The organism is Krasilnikoviella flava (assembly GCF_900167525.1).
Taxonomy (GTDB): domain Bacteria; phylum Actinomycetota; class Actinomycetes; order Actinomycetales; family Cellulomonadaceae; genus Isoptericola; species Isoptericola flavus.
On the sequence record NZ_FUZQ01000004.1, the window covers coordinates 81380 to 96267 of the forward strand.

General features: G+C 72.6%; 16 protein-coding genes and 3 tRNA genes. 10 read left to right on the forward strand and 9 right to left on the reverse strand.

The features are described from left to right. Window position 1: 1 nt before the first annotated feature. Window positions 2–1183 carry a YeiH family protein gene (locus B5Y66_RS11295; protein ID WP_079574612.1) on the reverse strand — a complete coding sequence of 394 codons (1182 nt, stop codon included), beginning with the start codon at window positions 1181–1183 and terminating at the stop codon, window positions 2–4. A gap of 69 nt (window positions 1184–1252) precedes the next feature. Here B5Y66_RS11295 and B5Y66_RS11300 point away from each other — a divergent pair, with 69 nt between their 5' ends. Further along, window positions 1253–2161: a LysR substrate-binding domain-containing protein gene (locus B5Y66_RS11300; protein ID WP_079574613.1), complete on the forward strand. Its 909-nt coding sequence runs from the start codon at window positions 1253–1255 to the stop codon at window positions 2159–2161. Window positions 2162–2211: 50 nt separating this feature from the next. On the opposite strand, the gene B5Y66_RS11305 is transcribed toward B5Y66_RS11300, so the two are convergent. Next, entirely contained in the window at window positions 2212–3021 is an 810-nt protein-coding gene (locus B5Y66_RS11305; RefSeq protein WP_079574614.1) for a class I SAM-dependent methyltransferase, read from the reverse strand. Window positions 3022–3172: 151 nt separating this feature from the next. Here B5Y66_RS11305 and B5Y66_RS11310 point away from each other — a divergent pair. From B5Y66_RS11310 to B5Y66_RS11320, 3 genes are all read left to right on the forward strand, one after another. Next, window positions 3173–3244: transfer RNA gene (locus B5Y66_RS11310), tRNA-Gln, on the forward strand. Between the two features lie 80 nt (window positions 3245–3324). Continuing rightward, window positions 3325–3397, forward strand: a tRNA-Glu gene (locus B5Y66_RS11315). Window positions 3398–3462: 65 nt separating this feature from the next. Continuing rightward, window positions 3463–3535, forward strand: a tRNA-Glu gene (locus B5Y66_RS11320). 125 nt (window positions 3536–3660) lie between these two features. Here the strand turns inward: B5Y66_RS11320 and B5Y66_RS11325 are convergent. The 3 genes from B5Y66_RS11325 to B5Y66_RS11330 all read right to left on the reverse strand — a co-directional run bounded on the left by B5Y66_RS11325 (window position 3661) and on the right by B5Y66_RS11330 (window position 5518). Next, on the reverse strand, window positions 3661–4455 hold the full coding sequence (locus B5Y66_RS11325) for a PH domain-containing protein (protein ID WP_079574615.1): 795 nt from the start codon (window positions 4453–4455) through the stop codon (window positions 3661–3663). 20 nt (window positions 4456–4475) lie between these two features. After that, a complete protein-coding gene (locus B5Y66_RS22520) occupies window positions 4476–4643 on the reverse strand; it encodes a hypothetical protein (protein WP_176168850.1) in 168 nt (55 codons plus the stop codon). Window positions 4644–4798: 155 nt separating this feature from the next. Continuing rightward, the gene (locus B5Y66_RS11330) at window positions 4799–5518 is read right to left on the reverse strand and encodes an IclR family transcriptional regulator (protein WP_079574616.1); all 720 of its coding nucleotides are present in this window, start codon (window positions 5516–5518) and stop codon (window positions 4799–4801) included. A gap of 201 nt (window positions 5519–5719) precedes the next feature. Between B5Y66_RS11330 and leuC the strand changes: the two genes are divergently transcribed. Both leuC and leuD read left to right on the forward strand, forming a co-directional pair. Beyond that, on the forward strand, window positions 5720–7195 hold the full coding sequence (leuC, locus tag B5Y66_RS11335; RefSeq protein WP_079574996.1) for a 3-isopropylmalate dehydratase large subunit: 1476 nt from the start codon (window positions 5720–5722) through the stop codon (window positions 7193–7195). A gap of 29 nt (window positions 7196–7224) precedes the next feature. Further along, window positions 7225–7863, forward strand: coding sequence for a 3-isopropylmalate dehydratase small subunit (leuD, locus tag B5Y66_RS11340; RefSeq protein WP_079574617.1), 639 nt, complete (start codon window positions 7225–7227; stop codon window positions 7861–7863). Between the two features lie 89 nt (window positions 7864–7952). Here the strand turns inward: leuD and B5Y66_RS11345 are convergent, their stop codons facing one another. Next, window positions 7953–8657: an SDR family oxidoreductase gene (locus B5Y66_RS11345; RefSeq protein ID WP_079574618.1), complete on the reverse strand. Its 705-nt coding sequence runs from the start codon at window positions 8655–8657 to the stop codon at window positions 7953–7955. Window positions 8658–8736: 79 nt separating this feature from the next. Between B5Y66_RS11345 and B5Y66_RS11350 the strand changes: the two genes are divergently transcribed. Then, entirely contained in the window at window positions 8737–9114 is a 378-nt protein-coding gene (locus B5Y66_RS11350) for a winged helix-turn-helix transcriptional regulator (protein ID WP_079574619.1), read from the forward strand. Window positions 9115–9126: 12 nt separating this feature from the next. Here B5Y66_RS11350 and B5Y66_RS11355 read toward each other — a convergent pair whose 3' ends face one another. Continuing rightward, window positions 9127–10011, reverse strand: coding sequence for an LLM class flavin-dependent oxidoreductase (locus B5Y66_RS11355; protein ID WP_322788697.1), 885 nt, complete (start codon window positions 10009–10011; stop codon window positions 9127–9129). An 85-nt stretch (window positions 10012–10096) separates the two neighbouring features. Between B5Y66_RS11355 and rnhA the strand changes: the two genes are divergently transcribed. Further along, window positions 10097–10549, forward strand: coding sequence for a ribonuclease H family protein (gene rnhA, locus B5Y66_RS11360; RefSeq protein ID WP_456073096.1), 453 nt, complete (start codon window positions 10097–10099; stop codon window positions 10547–10549). 68 nt (window positions 10550–10617) lie between these two features. Next, complete coding sequence (lpdA, locus tag B5Y66_RS11365) at window positions 10618–12021, forward strand: dihydrolipoyl dehydrogenase (RefSeq protein ID WP_079574620.1); 1404 nt, start codon at window positions 10618–10620, stop codon at window positions 12019–12021. A 105-nt stretch (window positions 12022–12126) separates the two neighbouring features. Here the strand turns inward: lpdA and B5Y66_RS11370 are convergent, their stop codons facing one another. Beyond that, on the reverse strand, window positions 12127–12492 hold the full coding sequence (locus B5Y66_RS11370; protein ID WP_079574621.1) for a winged helix-turn-helix transcriptional regulator: 366 nt from the start codon (window positions 12490–12492) through the stop codon (window positions 12127–12129). A 111-nt stretch (window positions 12493–12603) separates the two neighbouring features. Between B5Y66_RS11370 and B5Y66_RS11375 the strand changes: the two genes are divergently transcribed. Continuing rightward, a complete protein-coding gene (locus tag B5Y66_RS11375) occupies window positions 12604–13248 on the forward strand; it encodes an NADPH-dependent F420 reductase (protein ID WP_079574622.1) in 645 nt (214 codons plus the stop codon). Between the two features lie 23 nt (window positions 13249–13271). On the opposite strand, the gene B5Y66_RS11380 is transcribed toward B5Y66_RS11375, so the two are convergent. Next, entirely contained in the window at window positions 13272–14852 is a 1581-nt protein-coding gene (locus B5Y66_RS11380; protein WP_176168851.1) for a SpoIVB peptidase S55 domain-containing protein, read from the reverse strand. Window positions 14853–14888: the final 36 nt, after the last annotated feature.

The window sequence follows — 14888 nt, forward strand, 5'->3', positions numbered from 1 at the left end:
CTCAGGGGACGAGCAGGAGCACGGCGGCCAGGCTGACACCGCTGACGACGACCGCGCCGGCCGCGCCGAGCACGAGCGGCCGGCGGGCGGTGCGCGCCAGGCGGGGCACGTCCACGCCGGTGCCGAGCGCGAACATCGCGGCGACGAAGAGCACGGTCGTGACCTGGGTGGCGGTGTCGGTGACCACGTCCGGCAGGATGCCGGTGCTGCGGACCAGCACCGCCGCGAGGAAGCCCAGCACGAAGCCGGGGACGAGGGGCGCGCGGCGCCCGCGCGCCGTGCTGGGCGCGACGTCGTCGGGGGCGGCGCCCCCGGGGGTCGCGGCTCGCGCGGCGCGACGCGCGAGCACGGCGCCGGCGCCCGCCACGAGCGGGGCGAGCAGGACGACGCGGGCCAGCTTCGTGACGGTCGCCGTGGCCAAGGCCGCTGCCGAGATCGTTCCGGCGGCGGCCACGACCTGTGCGACCTCCTGCACGCTGGCGCCGATCCACAGCCCCGCCTGGTGGTCGCTGAGCCCCAGCGCCCCGGCGATCGGTGGCAGCGCGACGATCGCGACCGTCCCGTAGACGGTGACGAGGGCCAGCGCCGCGGCGACGTCGTCGCGCAGCCGCGCGGGCTCCCCGGCGCCTGCGCGCGGGTCCCGCTCGAGCACGCTCGTCATGGCCGACACGGCGGCGGCGCCGCAGATCGAGAAGCCCGTCGCGACGAGCAGGGCGGTCGCGCGCGGCACCCGCAGCATCCGCCCGAGGGCGAGGACCGCGGCGAAGGTGCATGCGACCGTGACGACCACGACGGCGATCCCGCGCCAGCCCAGGGCGAGCACGTCCGGGACCGACAGCTGGAGGCCGAGCAGCACGACGCCAGCGCGCAGCACGGTGCGCGCGGTCCAGTCCGTGCCGGGTCCGACGCGCTCGGCGAAGCGTGCCACCCCGCCGCCGCGCGGCACCACCCGCCCGAGCACGGAGCCGACCGCGGCGCCCACGAGCAGGGCGAGGACGAGCGGGGAGACCGCTCCGCCCGTCGCCGGCGCGAGCAGGCGGCTGGCGCCGAGAAGGACGACGGTGGCCACCGCGGCCAGGGCGAGACCCGGCCCGAGGCGGGACGCCGTGGCGGCAAGGCTGCGCGTCGTCGGGGTCGCCGTGCGGGTCGGGGCGCGGGGTGTGGTCGGGGGAGCGGTCGGCACCTGACCAGGCTCGCGGCCGCGCCGAGCACCCGGAAGCGCCAGGTGCCGATCGATCCATAGACTGACGCTATGGCAGAACGTCCTCCGCTGGCCGCGCTCGAGCTGCTGGTCGCCCTCGACGCGCACGGGTCGATCAGCGCCGCGGCCCGGGCCGCGGGAGTCTCCCAGCCCACGGCGTCCGCCGGCCTGCACCGCCTCGAGCGGCGCCTCGGCCTCGAGCTGCTGTCCCGCGGGCCCCGCGGCACGGCACTCACCGCCGTGGGACGCCAGGTGGCGGAGGCGGCGCGTGACGTCGTGGACGCCACCGACCGCTTCGAGGCCGCGGCCGCCGCGCTCCGGTCCGCGCCCGTCCCGGGGCTGCGGGTGGCGGCCAGCCTGACGATCGCGGAGTACCTGGCGCCGCGCTGGCTCGCCGCCTTCGCGCGGGGCGAGCGCCAGGAGACCGGGACGGCACCCGACGTCGAGCTCGTCGTGCGCAACTCCCGTGAGGTGATGGAGCTCGTGCTCGACGGCGCCGCGGAGCTGGGGTTCGTGGAGAGCCCGACGGTGCGCCGCGGGCTGCGGTCGCGGACCGTGGCGCACGACGAGCTCGTGGCCGTCGTCGCGCCCGCGCACCCGTGGGCACGACGACGGTCCGTCAGCCCCGCCGGGCTCGTCGCGGGAGATCTCGTGCTGCGCGAGGCAGGGTCCGGCACGCGCGACGTGCTCGAGGACGCGCTCGGCCAGGCGGGGGTGCGGCTGCCCGCCCACGTCACCGCGCTGGGCTCCACGGCGGCCGTGAAGTCCGCCGTGCGGCACGGGGACGGCGTCACCGTGCTGTCCGCCCTCACCGTGGCCGACGACGTGGCGGCCGGCCACCTCGTGACGGTGCCGATCGCGCAGCTCGACCTCTCGCGCCGGCTGCGGGTGGTGTGGCGCGACGGCGCGTCGCTCTCCGCGCCCGCGCGGCGGCTGGCGGCCGTGGCGGGAGCCCGCTGAGCGACGCCGGCACTCGCTGAGAGGTGCCGGCGGCCCCCGACCGGGCGAGGTCAGCGCCGGCGGGCGCGGTAGGCGTAGGTGACGTACGGCAGGTCGACGTCGGGGCGTCCCGCGAGGTCCGGGTGGGTGGCGACGAGGGCGTCGACCTCGGCGAGGCGTTCCTCCCGCTCGGCCTCCGGCAGGGTGAGCAGGTAGCTGCGGGTCCCCGCCAGGGTGCGCAGGGCTCCGGCGGGAATCCGGTCGGTCCAGCGGAAGGTGCCCGCCTCGACGCCGTCGAACGCCGCGCCGAGCTCCGGCCCGTCGGGGCGGCCAGGATCGGGCTCGAGCCGGTCGCCCTGGTGCAGGATCGCTCCGAACCGCGCGACCCAGTCGACGTCGCCGTCACGGTCGTTCCACAGCACCCCGAGCGTGCCCCCGGGCCGCAGGACGCGGGCGACCTCCGCGGCGGCCGCGTCGCCGTCGAACCAGTGCCATGCCTGGCCCACGAGGACGGCGTCGACCGACGCGTCACCCAGGGGGATGGCCTCGGCCGTGCCACGGTGCGTCGCGACGCCGGGCAGCCGCGCCGCGAGCTCGGCGAGCATGGCCGCCGAGGGGTCGACGGCGACGACGTGCGTGCCGTTGTCGACGAGGTCGACGGCTCGCTCGGTGAGCTTGCCCGTGCCCGCGGCGAGGTCGAGCACGTCGCGCGCACCGGCGGGCAGCAGCCAGGCGAGCGCCTCGCGCGGGTAGGTGGGTCTGACCTGGGCGTACACGGCGGCGTCGCGGTCGAACGACGCCGCGCGGTCGGCGTGCGAGTGCGGGTCCCGGCCGGAGGGGCCGGTCGGGGGCGTGGGCTGAGGTGGCGTCGGAGCGGGCACGGCACGAGCCTGCCACGAGCACCCCGCGGCGTGACGTACGGCACCCCGTGCGCGTTTTGGCCGACGGCCCCCCGTCCGGTAATGTTTTCCGACGTTGGGCCTGACGCCGGCACTCCGACGATGTCGGATTTGCTCGGAAGGTCCGATCCATTGGGGTATGGTGTAATTGGCAGCACGAGAGATTCTGATTCTCTTAGTCTAGGTTCGAGTCCTGGTACCCCAGCGCAGCGCTCTTCGCCCGCCTGGTGCGGTGTGTAGAGTTCTCATCGGCACGGATGATCGACTGAGATCACCGAGTCATAGGCCCCCATCGTCTAGCGGCCTAGGACGCCGCCCTCTCACGGCGGTAACGCGGGTTCAAATCCCGCTGGGGGTACGTCGATCGTCCGTTCCGACGAACGGTCGCCACGGTCCGGGTCTCGCCACCCGGACCGGTTTTAGGCCCCCATCGTCTAGCGGCCTAGGACGCCGCCCTCTCACGGCGGTAACGCGGGTTCAAATCCCGCTGGGGGTACACATCGCAAGGCCCGGTCCGCACGGACCGGGCCTTCGTCGTTCCCGGGACGTGCCCGACCTGGTCGGGACGTGGCCCGACGCCGGTCCGACGCGGTCCGCCGCAGCGGTGCGGCCGCCGACGCCTCAGAGGAACGGGTCGGGCACGATCGCGCCGTCGCTGCGCGGATGGTCGTGCGTGGCGCCCGTGGGCTTCCAGGTGACGGGGTGCGCCCCGGCGCTGGGCTGCGCCTCGGGCGGGCGGGGCGCCGGGTGCGCCGGCTGTACGGCGATCGGCTGGGTCGTGGGGCGCGGCCCGTCGGAGGTCTCCCGCCCGGGCACGACGGTCGGGCCGCCGGGGGCGGTGTCCGCGGGGCGCCCCGGACCGGGCAGCGCGTCGTCGTCGTCGAGGCGAGGGCCGCCCGGCGTGAAGAGGGTGTCGCAGAGGGTCCGGTAGGTGGCGTCCGGGTGCGGCACGTACTTGATGGTGCGCAGGGCCTGGTCCTGGCCGGCGGACTCCATGTCGAACCGGCCGTAGCCGAGCACCTGGCCCGTGGGGCTGCGCGAGAACCCCATGTCGGTGACCTTCTTCATCGGCATCATCGCCACCTTGTGCACGACCAGCCCGTACAGCAGCAGCAGCCGCTTGTCGGTGGCGACGAACCACTCGTAGCGCCACTCGAGCCACTTCCAGGCGAGGCGGGCCGCCACGACGAACCACGCGACCCAGAGCCACTGCACTGTGCCGCGCACGTCGATCGGCGTCGACAGGACGATCGTGCCGATGAGCAGGAAGGCGGCGGCCGTCGTCGCGATCGGCCCGAGGAGCTGCGCCCAGTGGTGCCGGGTCGCCACGATGACCCGCTCGTTCGGCAGCACGTACCGACGCAGGTGGGCGTGCGCGCGGACGGCGTCGCGCTCGCGCCTCTCGTCGGTGATCATGCCGGTCTCCGGGACGCTCGTCAGTCGGTCAGGTTCGCGAAGAACTGCCCGAAGCTGGAGAACGCGTTGGTGATGAAGTCCCAGATCGCCGTGACGATGTTCGCCGCACGGTCAGGGCTGCTCACGATCGCGTAGATCAAGAAGATCACGACGATCCAGATCAGCAGGGTCTTGGCCTTCGCGGGCATCAGGTCCTCACGCCTCTCGGGTCTCGGGGCAGGGCTGCCCCGTCAGCCAGGAGCGTACTGACCTGGGCGGGGGGCTGACAGCACCGGGCCCGGCGCGCCGCGTCGAGTGGCGGCGGGCCGGGCCCGGTGTCCGTGCAGGTGGTCGGGTGCGGTGGTCACTCGCCGGCGCGGCGCAGGACCTCGGTAAGTCGGTTGGCGGCGGAGACGACGGCGGCCGAGTGGAGGCGGCCCGGCTGGCGGGTGAGGCGCTCGACCGGCCCGGAGACGGACACGGACGCCACGACGCGGCCCGACGGCCCGCGTACGGGCGCCGACACGGAGGCGACGCCGAGCTCGCGCTCGGAGACCGACTGCGCCCACCCGCGGCGGCGGACGCCGGAGAGGATCGTCGCGGTGAACACGGCCTCGCGCAGGCCGCGGTGCAGGCGGTCCGGCTCCTCCCAGGCGAGGAGGATCTGCGCCGCAGAGCCCGCGTGCATCGTGAGGGTGGCGCCCACGGGGATCGAGTCACGCAGCCCGACGGGCCGCTCCGCGGCGGCCACGCAGACGCGATGGTCGCCCTGGCGGCGATAGAGCTGTGCGCTCTCGCCCGTGTGGTCGCGCAGTGCCGTGAGCACGGGGTTGGCCGCGGCGAGGAGCCGGTCCTCGCCGGCCGCCGTCGCGAGCTCGTTGAGGCGCGGTCCGAGCACGAACCTGCCCTGCATGTCGCGGCCCACGAGACGGTGGTGCTCGAGGGCGACGGCGAGGCGGTGTGCCGTGGGGCGGGCGAGCCCGGTCGAGGAGACCAGCTGCGCCAGGGTGGCGGGACCCGCCTCCAGAGCGCCCAGCACGGACGCGGCCTTGTCGAGTACGCCGACTCCGCTAGTATCGTCCATAGGACGATATTGACGTCTCAGTCACTGAGATTGCAAGTCGAGGACCGCATCTCACGGGACGGAACGGTCTCACAGGTCATGGGCATCCCGGGTTCGACGGGCGGTCACGACCCGAGACGCGGACCGGACACGGACCGAGACGTCGACCGACACAGCACACGCACGACGGGCCGCGGGGACGCGGCGGACGAGGAGCACATGATGGCCGGCACGCTGGCGGAGAAGGTCTGGGAGGCGCACCTGGTGCGCCGTGGCAGCGACGGGGCACCCGACCTCCTCTACATCGACCTGCACCTCGTGCACGAGGTGACGAGCCCGCAGGCGTTCGAAGGCCTGCGGCTCGCCGGGCGCCCCGTCCGTCGTCCCGATCTCACGATCGCGACCGAGGACCACAACACGCCCACGCTCGACATCGACCTGCCGATCGCGGACCTCACCAGCCGCACGCAGATCGACACGCTGCGCAACAACGCCAAGGAGTTCGGCGTGCGCATCCACTCGCTGGGCGACGCCGACCAGGGCATCGTGCACCAGGTCGGCCCGCAGCTCGGCCTGACGATGCCCGGCCTCACCGTGGTGTGCGGCGACTCGCACACCTCGACGCACGGCGCGTTCGGCGCGCTGGCGTTCGGCATCGGCACCTCCGAGGTGGAGCACGTGCTCGCCACGCAGACGCTGCCGCTCGCCCCGTTCAAGACGATGGCGATCACCGTCAACGGCGAGCTGCCCCCGGGTGCCACCAGCAAGGACATCATCCTGGCGATCATCGCCAAGATCGGCACCGGCGGCGGCCAGGGCTACGTGCTCGAGTACCGCGGCGAGGCCATCCGCACGCTCTCGATGGAGGCGCGGATGACCATCTGCAACATGTCCATCGAGGCCGGCGCCCGCGCGGGCATGATCGCCCCGGACCAGACGACGTTCGACTACCTCCAGGGCCGCCCCCACGCGCCCGAGGGCGAGGACTGGGACGCCGCCGTCGAGTACTGGAAGACGCTGCGCAGCGACGACGACGCCGAGTTCGACGCGGAGGTCGTCCTCGAGGCGGCCGACCTCGAGCCCTTCGTCACCTGGGGCACCAACCCGGGCCAGGGTCTGCCGCTATCGGCGTCCGTGCCCGTCCCGTCGGAGATCGCGGACGAGAACGAGCGCGTCGCCGCCGAGCGCGCGCTGGAGTACATGGGCCTCGAGGCCGGCGTCCCGCTGCGTGACGTCAAGGTGGACACGGTCTTCATCGGCTCGTGCACCAACGGCCGCATCGAGGACCTGCGCTCCGTGGCGAAGGTGTTCCAGGGCCGGCACAAGGCGGAGGACGTGCGCGTGCTCGTCGTCCCCGCCTCGGCGCGCGTGCGCCTGCAGGCCGAGGCCGAGGGCCTCGACGTCATCTTCAAGGAGTTCGGCGGCGAATGGCGCAACGCCGGGTGCTCGATGTGCCTGGGCATGAACCCCGACCAGCTCGCGCCGGGCGAGCGCGCGGCGTCCACGTCGAACCGCAACTTCGAGGGCCGGCAGGGCAAGGGTGGGCGCACCCACCTGGTCTCGCCGCTCGTCGCCGCGGCCACCGCCATCCGGGGCACCCTGTCGTCCGTGTCCGACCTGGAGCTCGACGGCGACGTCGACCTCACGACGTTCGACGGCAGCCCGCTGGCCCCGCTGTCCGCCCCGTCGTTCGTCTGAGCACCCCGCGTTTTTCGAGGAGAACCCCCATGGAGAAGTTCACCACCCACACCGGCGTCGGGGTGCCGCTGCGCCGCAGCAACGTCGACACCGACCAGATCATCCCCGCCGTCTACCTGAAGCGCGTGACGCGCACCGGCTTCGAGGACGCGCTGTTCGCGGCCTGGCGCGGCGACCCGTCCTTCGTGCTCAACCAGGACGCCTACAAGGCCGGCTCCGTGCTCGTCGCGGGCCCTGACTTCGGCACCGGCTCCTCCCGCGAGCACGCCGTGTGGGCGCTCAAGGACTACGGCTTCCGGGTCGTGCTCGCCTCGCGCTTCGCGGACATCTTCCGCGGCAACTCGGGCAAGCAGGGCCTCGTCGCCGGCATCGTCGCGCCCGAGGACATCGAGATCCTCTGGAAGATCCTCGAGACGAAGCCGGGCACCGAGGTGACCGTCGACCTCGAGGCGCGCACCGCGCACGCGGACGACGTCACCGTGCCGTTCCAGATCGACGACTACACGCGCTGGCGCCTGCTGGAGGGCCTCGACGACATCGGCCTCACGCTGCAGCACGAGGACGACATCAGCGCCTTCGAGTCGCAGCGCGCGGCGTGGCGGCCCCGGACGCTGCCCGCCAAGCACCTGCCGAACGTGCCGATCGAGCCGGCGCGCCCCGTCGCTTGACGCCGCCCGCACCATCGAGCGTGCTGGCTTGATCCTCAAACCTCGAGATTGAGGATCAAGCCAGCACGCTCGATGCGTTCCCGGGTCGCTCACCCCGTCTTGTGGCGCGCGCCGCCTTCGAGGTGGATCGTCTCGCCCGAGACGAAGCCTGCGCCGAGCAGCCACATCACCGCGTCGACGACGTCGTCGGGCTCGCCGTGGCGCCCGACGAGCGTCCCGGCGGCGCTCTTGCTCAGCAGCGCAGCCTTGCCGTCGCCCAGGCGGTCCCACGCGCCGGAGTCGACGACGCCGGGGGAGACGGCGTTGACCCGCACCGGGGCGAGGTCCGCCGCGAGGTGGCGGGCGAGGTGCTCGACGGCGCCGTTGGTCGTCCCCTTGACCAGCGAGCCCGGTCCTGGCCGCCACCCGACGACCCCGGAGAACAGCACGATCGACCCGTGCGGCTGCAGCACCGGGGCGAAGTGCTTGGCGACGAGCATCGGTCCGATCACCTTCGCCGTGAACGCGGTGACCAGCCGCTCGTGATCCAGCTCGGTGGCCCGCACGTCGTGCGGCGCGGAGCCGGTCGTCACGATGTGGGTGACCCCGTCGGCGAGCTCCGCGGCCGCGGCCGCGACGGTCGCCTCGTCCTGCAGGTCGATCCGCATCGCGGTCGCGCCGATCTCGGCCGCCAGTGCCTCGGTGGCCGGCAGGTCGCGTGCGCCGATCACCACCTCGTACCCGTCCTTCGCCGCACGCCGTGCGACCGCCGCCCCCAGCGCCCGTGCCCCGCCGATGACCAGGATCCGTTCCATCGTCGTCACTCCCTCTCGTAGGATCGGGACTCACGGTATGGATTTGATACCGGTATCTACAACGGAACCGGGGGTTCCCGTGGGCAAGGCGTACAACGTGATGGCGGCGACGTGCCCGAGCCGCACCGTGCTCCACCGCATCGGCGCCCGCTGGACCGTGTTCGTCGTCAACGCCCTGGCCGACGGCCCGCGCCGCTTCACCGACCTCAAGGCGCACATCCAGGGCATCACCCCGAAGGTGCTGACCGAGACCCTCCGCTCCCTGGAGGCCGACGGCCTGGTCAGCCGGCACGAGTACGAGGCGAACCCGCCGCACGTCGAGTACGCGCTGACGCCGCTGGGGAGATCCCTCCTGGTCCCGCTCCGCGCCGTACGGCTCTGGGCCGAGCAGCACGTTCCCGACATCGAGGCCGCCCGCGCCCGGCGCGAGGACCAGTCGGACGCCGGCGTGGTGTGACGGGGGAGCCCGCTACAGGGCCGGAGGTCCCTGGCGCACGCGCTCCAGCAGGCGCTCGGGCGTCGCCGCCGTGGGGTCCCACCAGGAGTCGATGAACCAGGTGGCCCCGGCGTCGGCCATCGCCTGCGCCTGGTCGCGGGCCTCGCCCGCGTCGGAGGGGAGCAGGCCGGACGCGACGACGTCGAACGTCCCGGGGGCCTGGCCGGCGTCGCCGTCGCGCTGCTCGGCGATCCAGGCGGCGAGCTCCCGTACGGCGTCGGGCCCGGCCTCCGCCTCCTCGGGCGTGGTGCCGCGCACCTGCACGACTATCCCGTCCCAGCGCAGCGCGCGCCGCAGATTCTTCAGCGGCGGGTTCCGTGCGTCCCAGACGCCGACGGGCCACACGGGGATCCGGCCGTGCACGGGGGGAGCGGCGAACCGGAACGGGCCGGTGCGCACCTGCTGCCCGTCGGCCTCGAACTCCTCGCCCGACCAGGAGCGCTCGAGCCAGGCGAGCGTCTCGTCGAGCCGCTGGGCGCGCTCGCGCAGCGCCGTCGGCTGGCCGGGGACGGACGTGAAGCCGCGGTCGTCGAGCACCCCGACGCCGGCCGGGAGCACGAGCCGCCCGCCCGACAGGTGGTCGACCGTCAGCGCGCGCTGGGCCAGCTCCCACGCCCGGTGCCGCGGCACCGCGAACACCATGGCGCCGAGCGAGATGCGCTCCGTCACCGCCGCGGCCCCCGCGAGCACCGCGAACGGGTCCCAGGCGGTGAGCGCGTCGCCGCCCCAGTCGCCCATGCTCATCCCGTCCCAGCTGAAGAACCCGTCCCAGCCGTGCTCCTCGCACTCGCGGGCGAGCGCGACGTTCTGCTGCGGGGTGCCGAAACTGCCGACGAACCCGAACTTCATGCGCGACATCGCAGTGACTCCTTCGCCAGGGACAGGGTGTCCGCCCGACGCTACGGGCCGGCACCGACACGCGGCGGAAACGTAGGGTGTGCGGGTGTCAGACGAGAACGAGAAGCCCGTGATCGAGATGTGGACCGACGGCGCGTGCAAGGGTAACCCCGGGCTCGGCGGCTGGGGCGCCCTGCTCAAGGCCGGCGAGCACACCAAGGAGCTCTACGGCGGCGACCCGCTCACGACGAACAACCGCATGGAGCTCACCGCCGTCGTCGAGGCCCTGCGCGCCCTCAAGAAGCCCAGCGCCGTGACGATCCACGTCGACTCGTCGTACGTGATGAACGGGATGAAGACCTGGATCGTCGGCTGGAAGCGCAACGGCTGGACCACGTCCGCGAAGAAGCCCGTGAAGAACGTCGACCTGTGGCAGGCCCTCGACGCCGAGGTCACGAAGCACGACGTGCGCTGGGTGTGGGTCAAGGGCCACGCCGGCGACCCGGGGAACGAGCGCGCCGACGCCCTCGCCAACCTCGGCGTCGACTCGGTGCGCTGAGGACGCCGCGCAGCAGGTGCGACGGACGTCACGCCGCAGGGGGTGGCGCGCGCTAATAGGCTGGGCCCATGGCTTCCCACTACGACGTCGTCCTCCTCGGGGCTGGCCCCGGCGGCTATGTCGCCGCGATCCGTGCGGCCCAGCTCGGCAAGTCCGTCGCCATCATCGAGGAGAAGTACTGGGGTGGTGTCTGCCTCAACGTGGGCTGCATCCCCTCCAAGGCCCTCCTGCGCAACGCGGAGCTCGCCCACATCTTCAACCACCAGGCCGACTTCTTCGGCATGTCGGGTGACGTGACGTTCGACTTCGGCAAGGCGTTCGACCGGTCCCGCGTGGTCGCGGACGGGCGCACCAAGGGCGTCCACTTCCTCATGAAGAAGAACAAGGTCACCGAGTACGACGGCCGCGGCACCTTCCGCGACGCGAACACGATCGAGGTGGCGCTCAACTCCGGCGGCACCGAGACGGTGACGTTCGACAACGCGATCATCGCCACCGGCTCGCAGGTCAAGCTGCTCCCGGGCGTCGAGCTCTCCGAGAACGTCGTGACCTACGAGAAGCAGATCATGACCCGCGAGCTGCCGAAGTCGATCGCCATCGTCGGCGCCGGCGCCATCGGCATGGAGTTCGCGTACGTCCTCAAGAACTACGGCGTGGACGTCACGATCATCGAGTTCCTCGACCGTGCGCTGCCCAACGAGGACGCGGACGTCTCCAAGGAGATCGCCAAGCAGTACAAGAAGCTCGGCATCACGCTCCTCACCTCCACCGCCGTCCAGACGATCAAGGACAACGGCTCGTCCGTCACCGTCTCCTACAAGGGCGTCAAGGACGACAAGCCCGGCGAGATCGTCGTCGACAAGGTCCTGTCCGCCGTGGGCTTCGCGCCGAACGTCGAGGGCTTCGGCCTCGAGAACACCGGCGTGCAGCTCACCGAGCGCGGCGCCATCGCCATCGACGACCACATGCGCACCAACGTGCCGCACATCTTCGCCATCGGCGACGTCACCGCCAAGCTCATGCTGGCGCACGTCGCGGAGGCGCAGGGCGTCGTCGCCGCCGAGACCATCGGCGGCGCCGAGACCCAGACGCTGGGCGACTACCGGATGATGCCGCGCGCCACGTTCTGCTCCCCGCAGGTCGCGTCGTTCGGCCTCACCGAGCAGCAGGCCAAGGACGAGGGCTACGACGTCAAGGTCGCCTCGTTCCCGTTCATGGCCAACGGCAAGGCGCACGGCCTCGGCGACACGACCGGCTTCGTCAAGATCGTGGCCGACGCCAAGTACAACGAGCTGCTCGGCGCCCACATGATCGGCCCCGACGTCTCCGAGATGCTGCCCGAGCTCACCCTCGCGCAGAAGTGGGACCTCACCGCCGACGAGGTCGCGCGCAACGTGCACACCCACCCGACGCTGTCGGAGTCCGTCCAGGAGTCCATCCACGGCATCGTGGGGCACATGATCAACCTGTAGTCAGGGCACATCGGTCATCGGCCGGTCGCCTGGTCAGGGGCCCGGATCTGCGAGTTTTCGCAGGTCCGGGCCTCTTCTCTGTCTTCGTGAGGCTGGACGCCGAGGCTATGGGTCCGCGACGGGTTCGCCCTCGCCCCGCAGAAGCTCGTCGCCATGCTCGACAGCCCAGGCGGCGAGGGCGGTCAGAGGCCCGTCGTGCATGGTCCACCCCAGGGCGGTGAGTCCGTACGTGACCCTCGGCGGCGACTCACGGTGGCGTTCGCGCTCGACCAGACCCCAGCGAACGAGGCGGGCGAGCGACTCGGTGAGCGGCTTGTCCCGCATCCCGCCGATCCTGTCCTTCAGATCGACGCGCCGCGCTCGGCCTTCGCCGAGGGCAGCGAGAACGACCGGGTCCCATCGGTGAGCCAGGACGTCGGTCGCCGCCCGCACGCGGCAGTCGGCGACGAAATCGTGGTCCGCCGTGGTCATGTGCCCACTCTGCGTCCTCCTGACGCACCGTTCGGTGCGCAACGCCGTTCCTAGGGTCGTGTCCTGGCGTCATCCCGGCGCCGGTCGAATCGAGAAGCGTGAGGCCGTCGAATGCGGATCGGAATCCTGGGGACGGGCGCGCTGGGGAGCACGCTTGCACGAGCTTGGGCGGCAGCGGGGCACGACGTCGTCCTGGGCGGACGCTCCCGCCCGAAGGTGGACGAGATCGCCGCGCGACTCGGCCCTCGCGCGTCGAGTACCTCGCTGTCGGACGCGGTCCATGACGTCGACGCCGTCCTCCTGGCGATCTCCTGGACCGGCATCGCGGAGGTCCTGGACGCGGTCGGCGCCGCACGGGGCACCCTCGCGGACACCGTGGTCATCGACCCGACCAACCCCGTAGCGCACGGAGTCGGCGAGCACCTCCTTCCCGCCGGTTCGGCGGCGCAGGCGATCGCCTCGTCGGCGCCCGGTGCCGTCGTCGTCAAGGCGCTCAACCTGCACCCGGCGCAGACGTGGTCTGGGCCTGCTACGGGCGTCACGGTGCCCTTCGCGACCGACGACCAGGACGCAGTGCCGACCGTTGCAGGGCTCGTCGGCAGCCTGGGAGCGACCGCACACCGGATCGGGGGCATCGGTCGCGCACGGCAGCTCGAGGAGCTGGCAGGGGCGGTGATCGCGCTCGCCGCGGCGGGCATCGATCCGAGGTCCGTCGTTCCAGGGAGCCATCGCGTCACATCGGGGGCCGTCGTCTGAGCGGCCCCCACGCCAGTTCGTCCTCAGGAGGTCACGCTGACCCGCAGCTGCTTCTGCCCGTTCACGACGCGGGTCAGGACGTCGGACGTCCGGGTCCGCTCGTAGGCGGACTTGCCGCCGCCGATGACGAGGCTCAGCTCCATCTCGTCGTTGCGCAGGTTGCCCTGCAGCAGCTTCTGGACGGAGGCGAACGACGTCGGGCCGTAGAACTCGTCCTGGTACGTGTTGCCGCCCACGACCGTGACCACACCGCTCTTGCCCTTGAGGCTCTTGGGAATCGTGAACTCCTGGCGGAAGACCGACCGCGTGATGCCGTCCGAGCCGAGCAGCTGGGTCCGCAGCACCAGGGTCTTGCCGGCACGGACCTTCGCGGTCTTGCCGGTCACGTCGACCCAGCGCCCGCCCGTGCGCTGCTGGATCTTCACCACCCGGTGCCGCATGCCGGTGTCGCTGACCTTGACGTCGTTGGTCACCCCGGTGAGCTTGACGTCCGACAGGGACGACAGCGTGGCGACGACGCTCGCGAGGTCGAAGCCGCCCGTGGCGCCGACGTCCTCGGCCGCCTGGTACCGGTCCGCGTACCGCAGCCGGAACGCGCTCCCGCTGCGGGTGCCGGTGATCGTCCAGGAATGGGTCTCCGAACCGCCGATGACCCCGTCCACCACCCGGTCGTGGTTCGCGACGCCGGCCAGGAGGGTGACGTCCCCGAGGGCGGACGGGTGCAGCACCTGCGTCGTCCCGGTACGCGACCTGCCGCCGTAGGACACCGTCGACCTGACCGGCGCCGCCGTCGGGGACGCGCCGAAGGTGCCGGCGATCCCGGCGAGACGGTCGTCGGTGATGGTCCCACCGAGGTCGCCGAGGTTCGCCACCTTGAACGGCACGCCCAGCGGGTCCTTCTGGACGTAGACGGCGTCGGCGGCCGCCAGGCCCAGACGCGCCTTGCCCGTGAAGGACATCGGGTGGCCGAACGCGACCACCCGGTCGCCGCACACCGAGGTCGCGGTGCCGATGCCTGCGAGGGTGATGTCGCCGTGCGAGAGCACCGCCGCGACGTTGCCACCGGCGACCACGGTGTCGATGCCGGCGGCCGTCCTGCCGCTGGACCGGCCGATCCGGTAGGAGTCCGCTGTCACCAGCTCGCTGCCGCCGACGGCCTTGACCGCCGTGCGCGCGCGAGCCAGGTCGACCCCGCCGACGCCCATCGGCATCGGCAGCTGGCGCAGGCCCTGGGAGGCCTCGGTCCGCGTCACGTCGGTCTCGGCGGCGATCCGCGTCGCCATGCGCGAGCCCACCGCCACCTCGGGGGCGGCCTTCGCGGCGCCGAGGTAGCCCTGCATGTCCTCGTACGGCGTGATGCCGGCCACGGGAGAGCTCCCGAAGGCGAGGCCGTACGCGACGGCGCCGATCAGCCGACCGTCCTCGGCGTACACCGGCGACCCCGACATGCCCTGCCAGATGCCGCCCGCCGCGTCGATCGCCGGGGAGCGGAGCTCGGCGACGATCATGTCCAGGTCGGGGCCGATGCCGTCCGACAGCACGCCGAGCACCTCGCCGGTGAAAGCCTGCGGGGTGGTGCCCTTGCTCACGGTCAGCCCGTTCACCGGTGCCCCATTCACCAGGTCGGAGACCGGGAACGG

Bases quoted from the DNA above. Each gene is read 5' to 3' on its own strand.
- B5Y66_RS11300 (WP_079574613.1), top strand. From the start codon at position 1,253: ATGGCAGAACGTCCTCCGCTGGCCGCGCTCGAGCTGCTGGTCGCCCTC.
- B5Y66_RS11325 (WP_079574615.1), bottom strand. From the start codon at position 4,455: ATGATCACCGACGAGAGGCGCGAGCGCGACGCCGTCCGCGCGCACGCC.
- B5Y66_RS22520 (WP_176168850.1), bottom strand. From the start codon at position 4,643: ATGCCCGCGAAGGCCAAGACCCTGCTGATCTGGATCGTCGTGATCTTC.
- B5Y66_RS11330 (WP_079574616.1), bottom strand. From the start codon at position 5,518: ATGGACGATACTAGCGGAGTCGGCGTACTCGACAAGGCCGCGTCCGTG.
- leuC (WP_079574996.1), top strand. From the start codon at position 5,720: ATGGCCGGCACGCTGGCGGAGAAGGTCTGGGAGGCGCACCTGGTGCGC.
- leuD (WP_079574617.1), top strand. From the start codon at position 7,225: ATGGAGAAGTTCACCACCCACACCGGCGTCGGGGTGCCGCTGCGCCGC.
- B5Y66_RS11345 (WP_079574618.1), bottom strand. From the start codon at position 8,657: ATGGAACGGATCCTGGTCATCGGCGGGGCACGGGCGCTGGGGGCGGCG.
- B5Y66_RS11355 (WP_322788697.1), bottom strand. From the start codon at position 10,011: ATGTCGCGCATGAAGTTCGGGTTCGTCGGCAGTTTCGGCACCCCGCAG.
- lpdA (WP_079574620.1), top strand. From the start codon at position 10,618: ATGGCTTCCCACTACGACGTCGTCCTCCTCGGGGCTGGCCCCGGCGGC.
- B5Y66_RS11370 (WP_079574621.1), bottom strand. From the start codon at position 12,492: ATGACCACGGCGGACCACGATTTCGTCGCCGACTGCCGCGTGCGGGCG.
- B5Y66_RS11375 (WP_079574622.1), top strand. From the start codon at position 12,604: ATGCGGATCGGAATCCTGGGGACGGGCGCGCTGGGGAGCACGCTTGCA.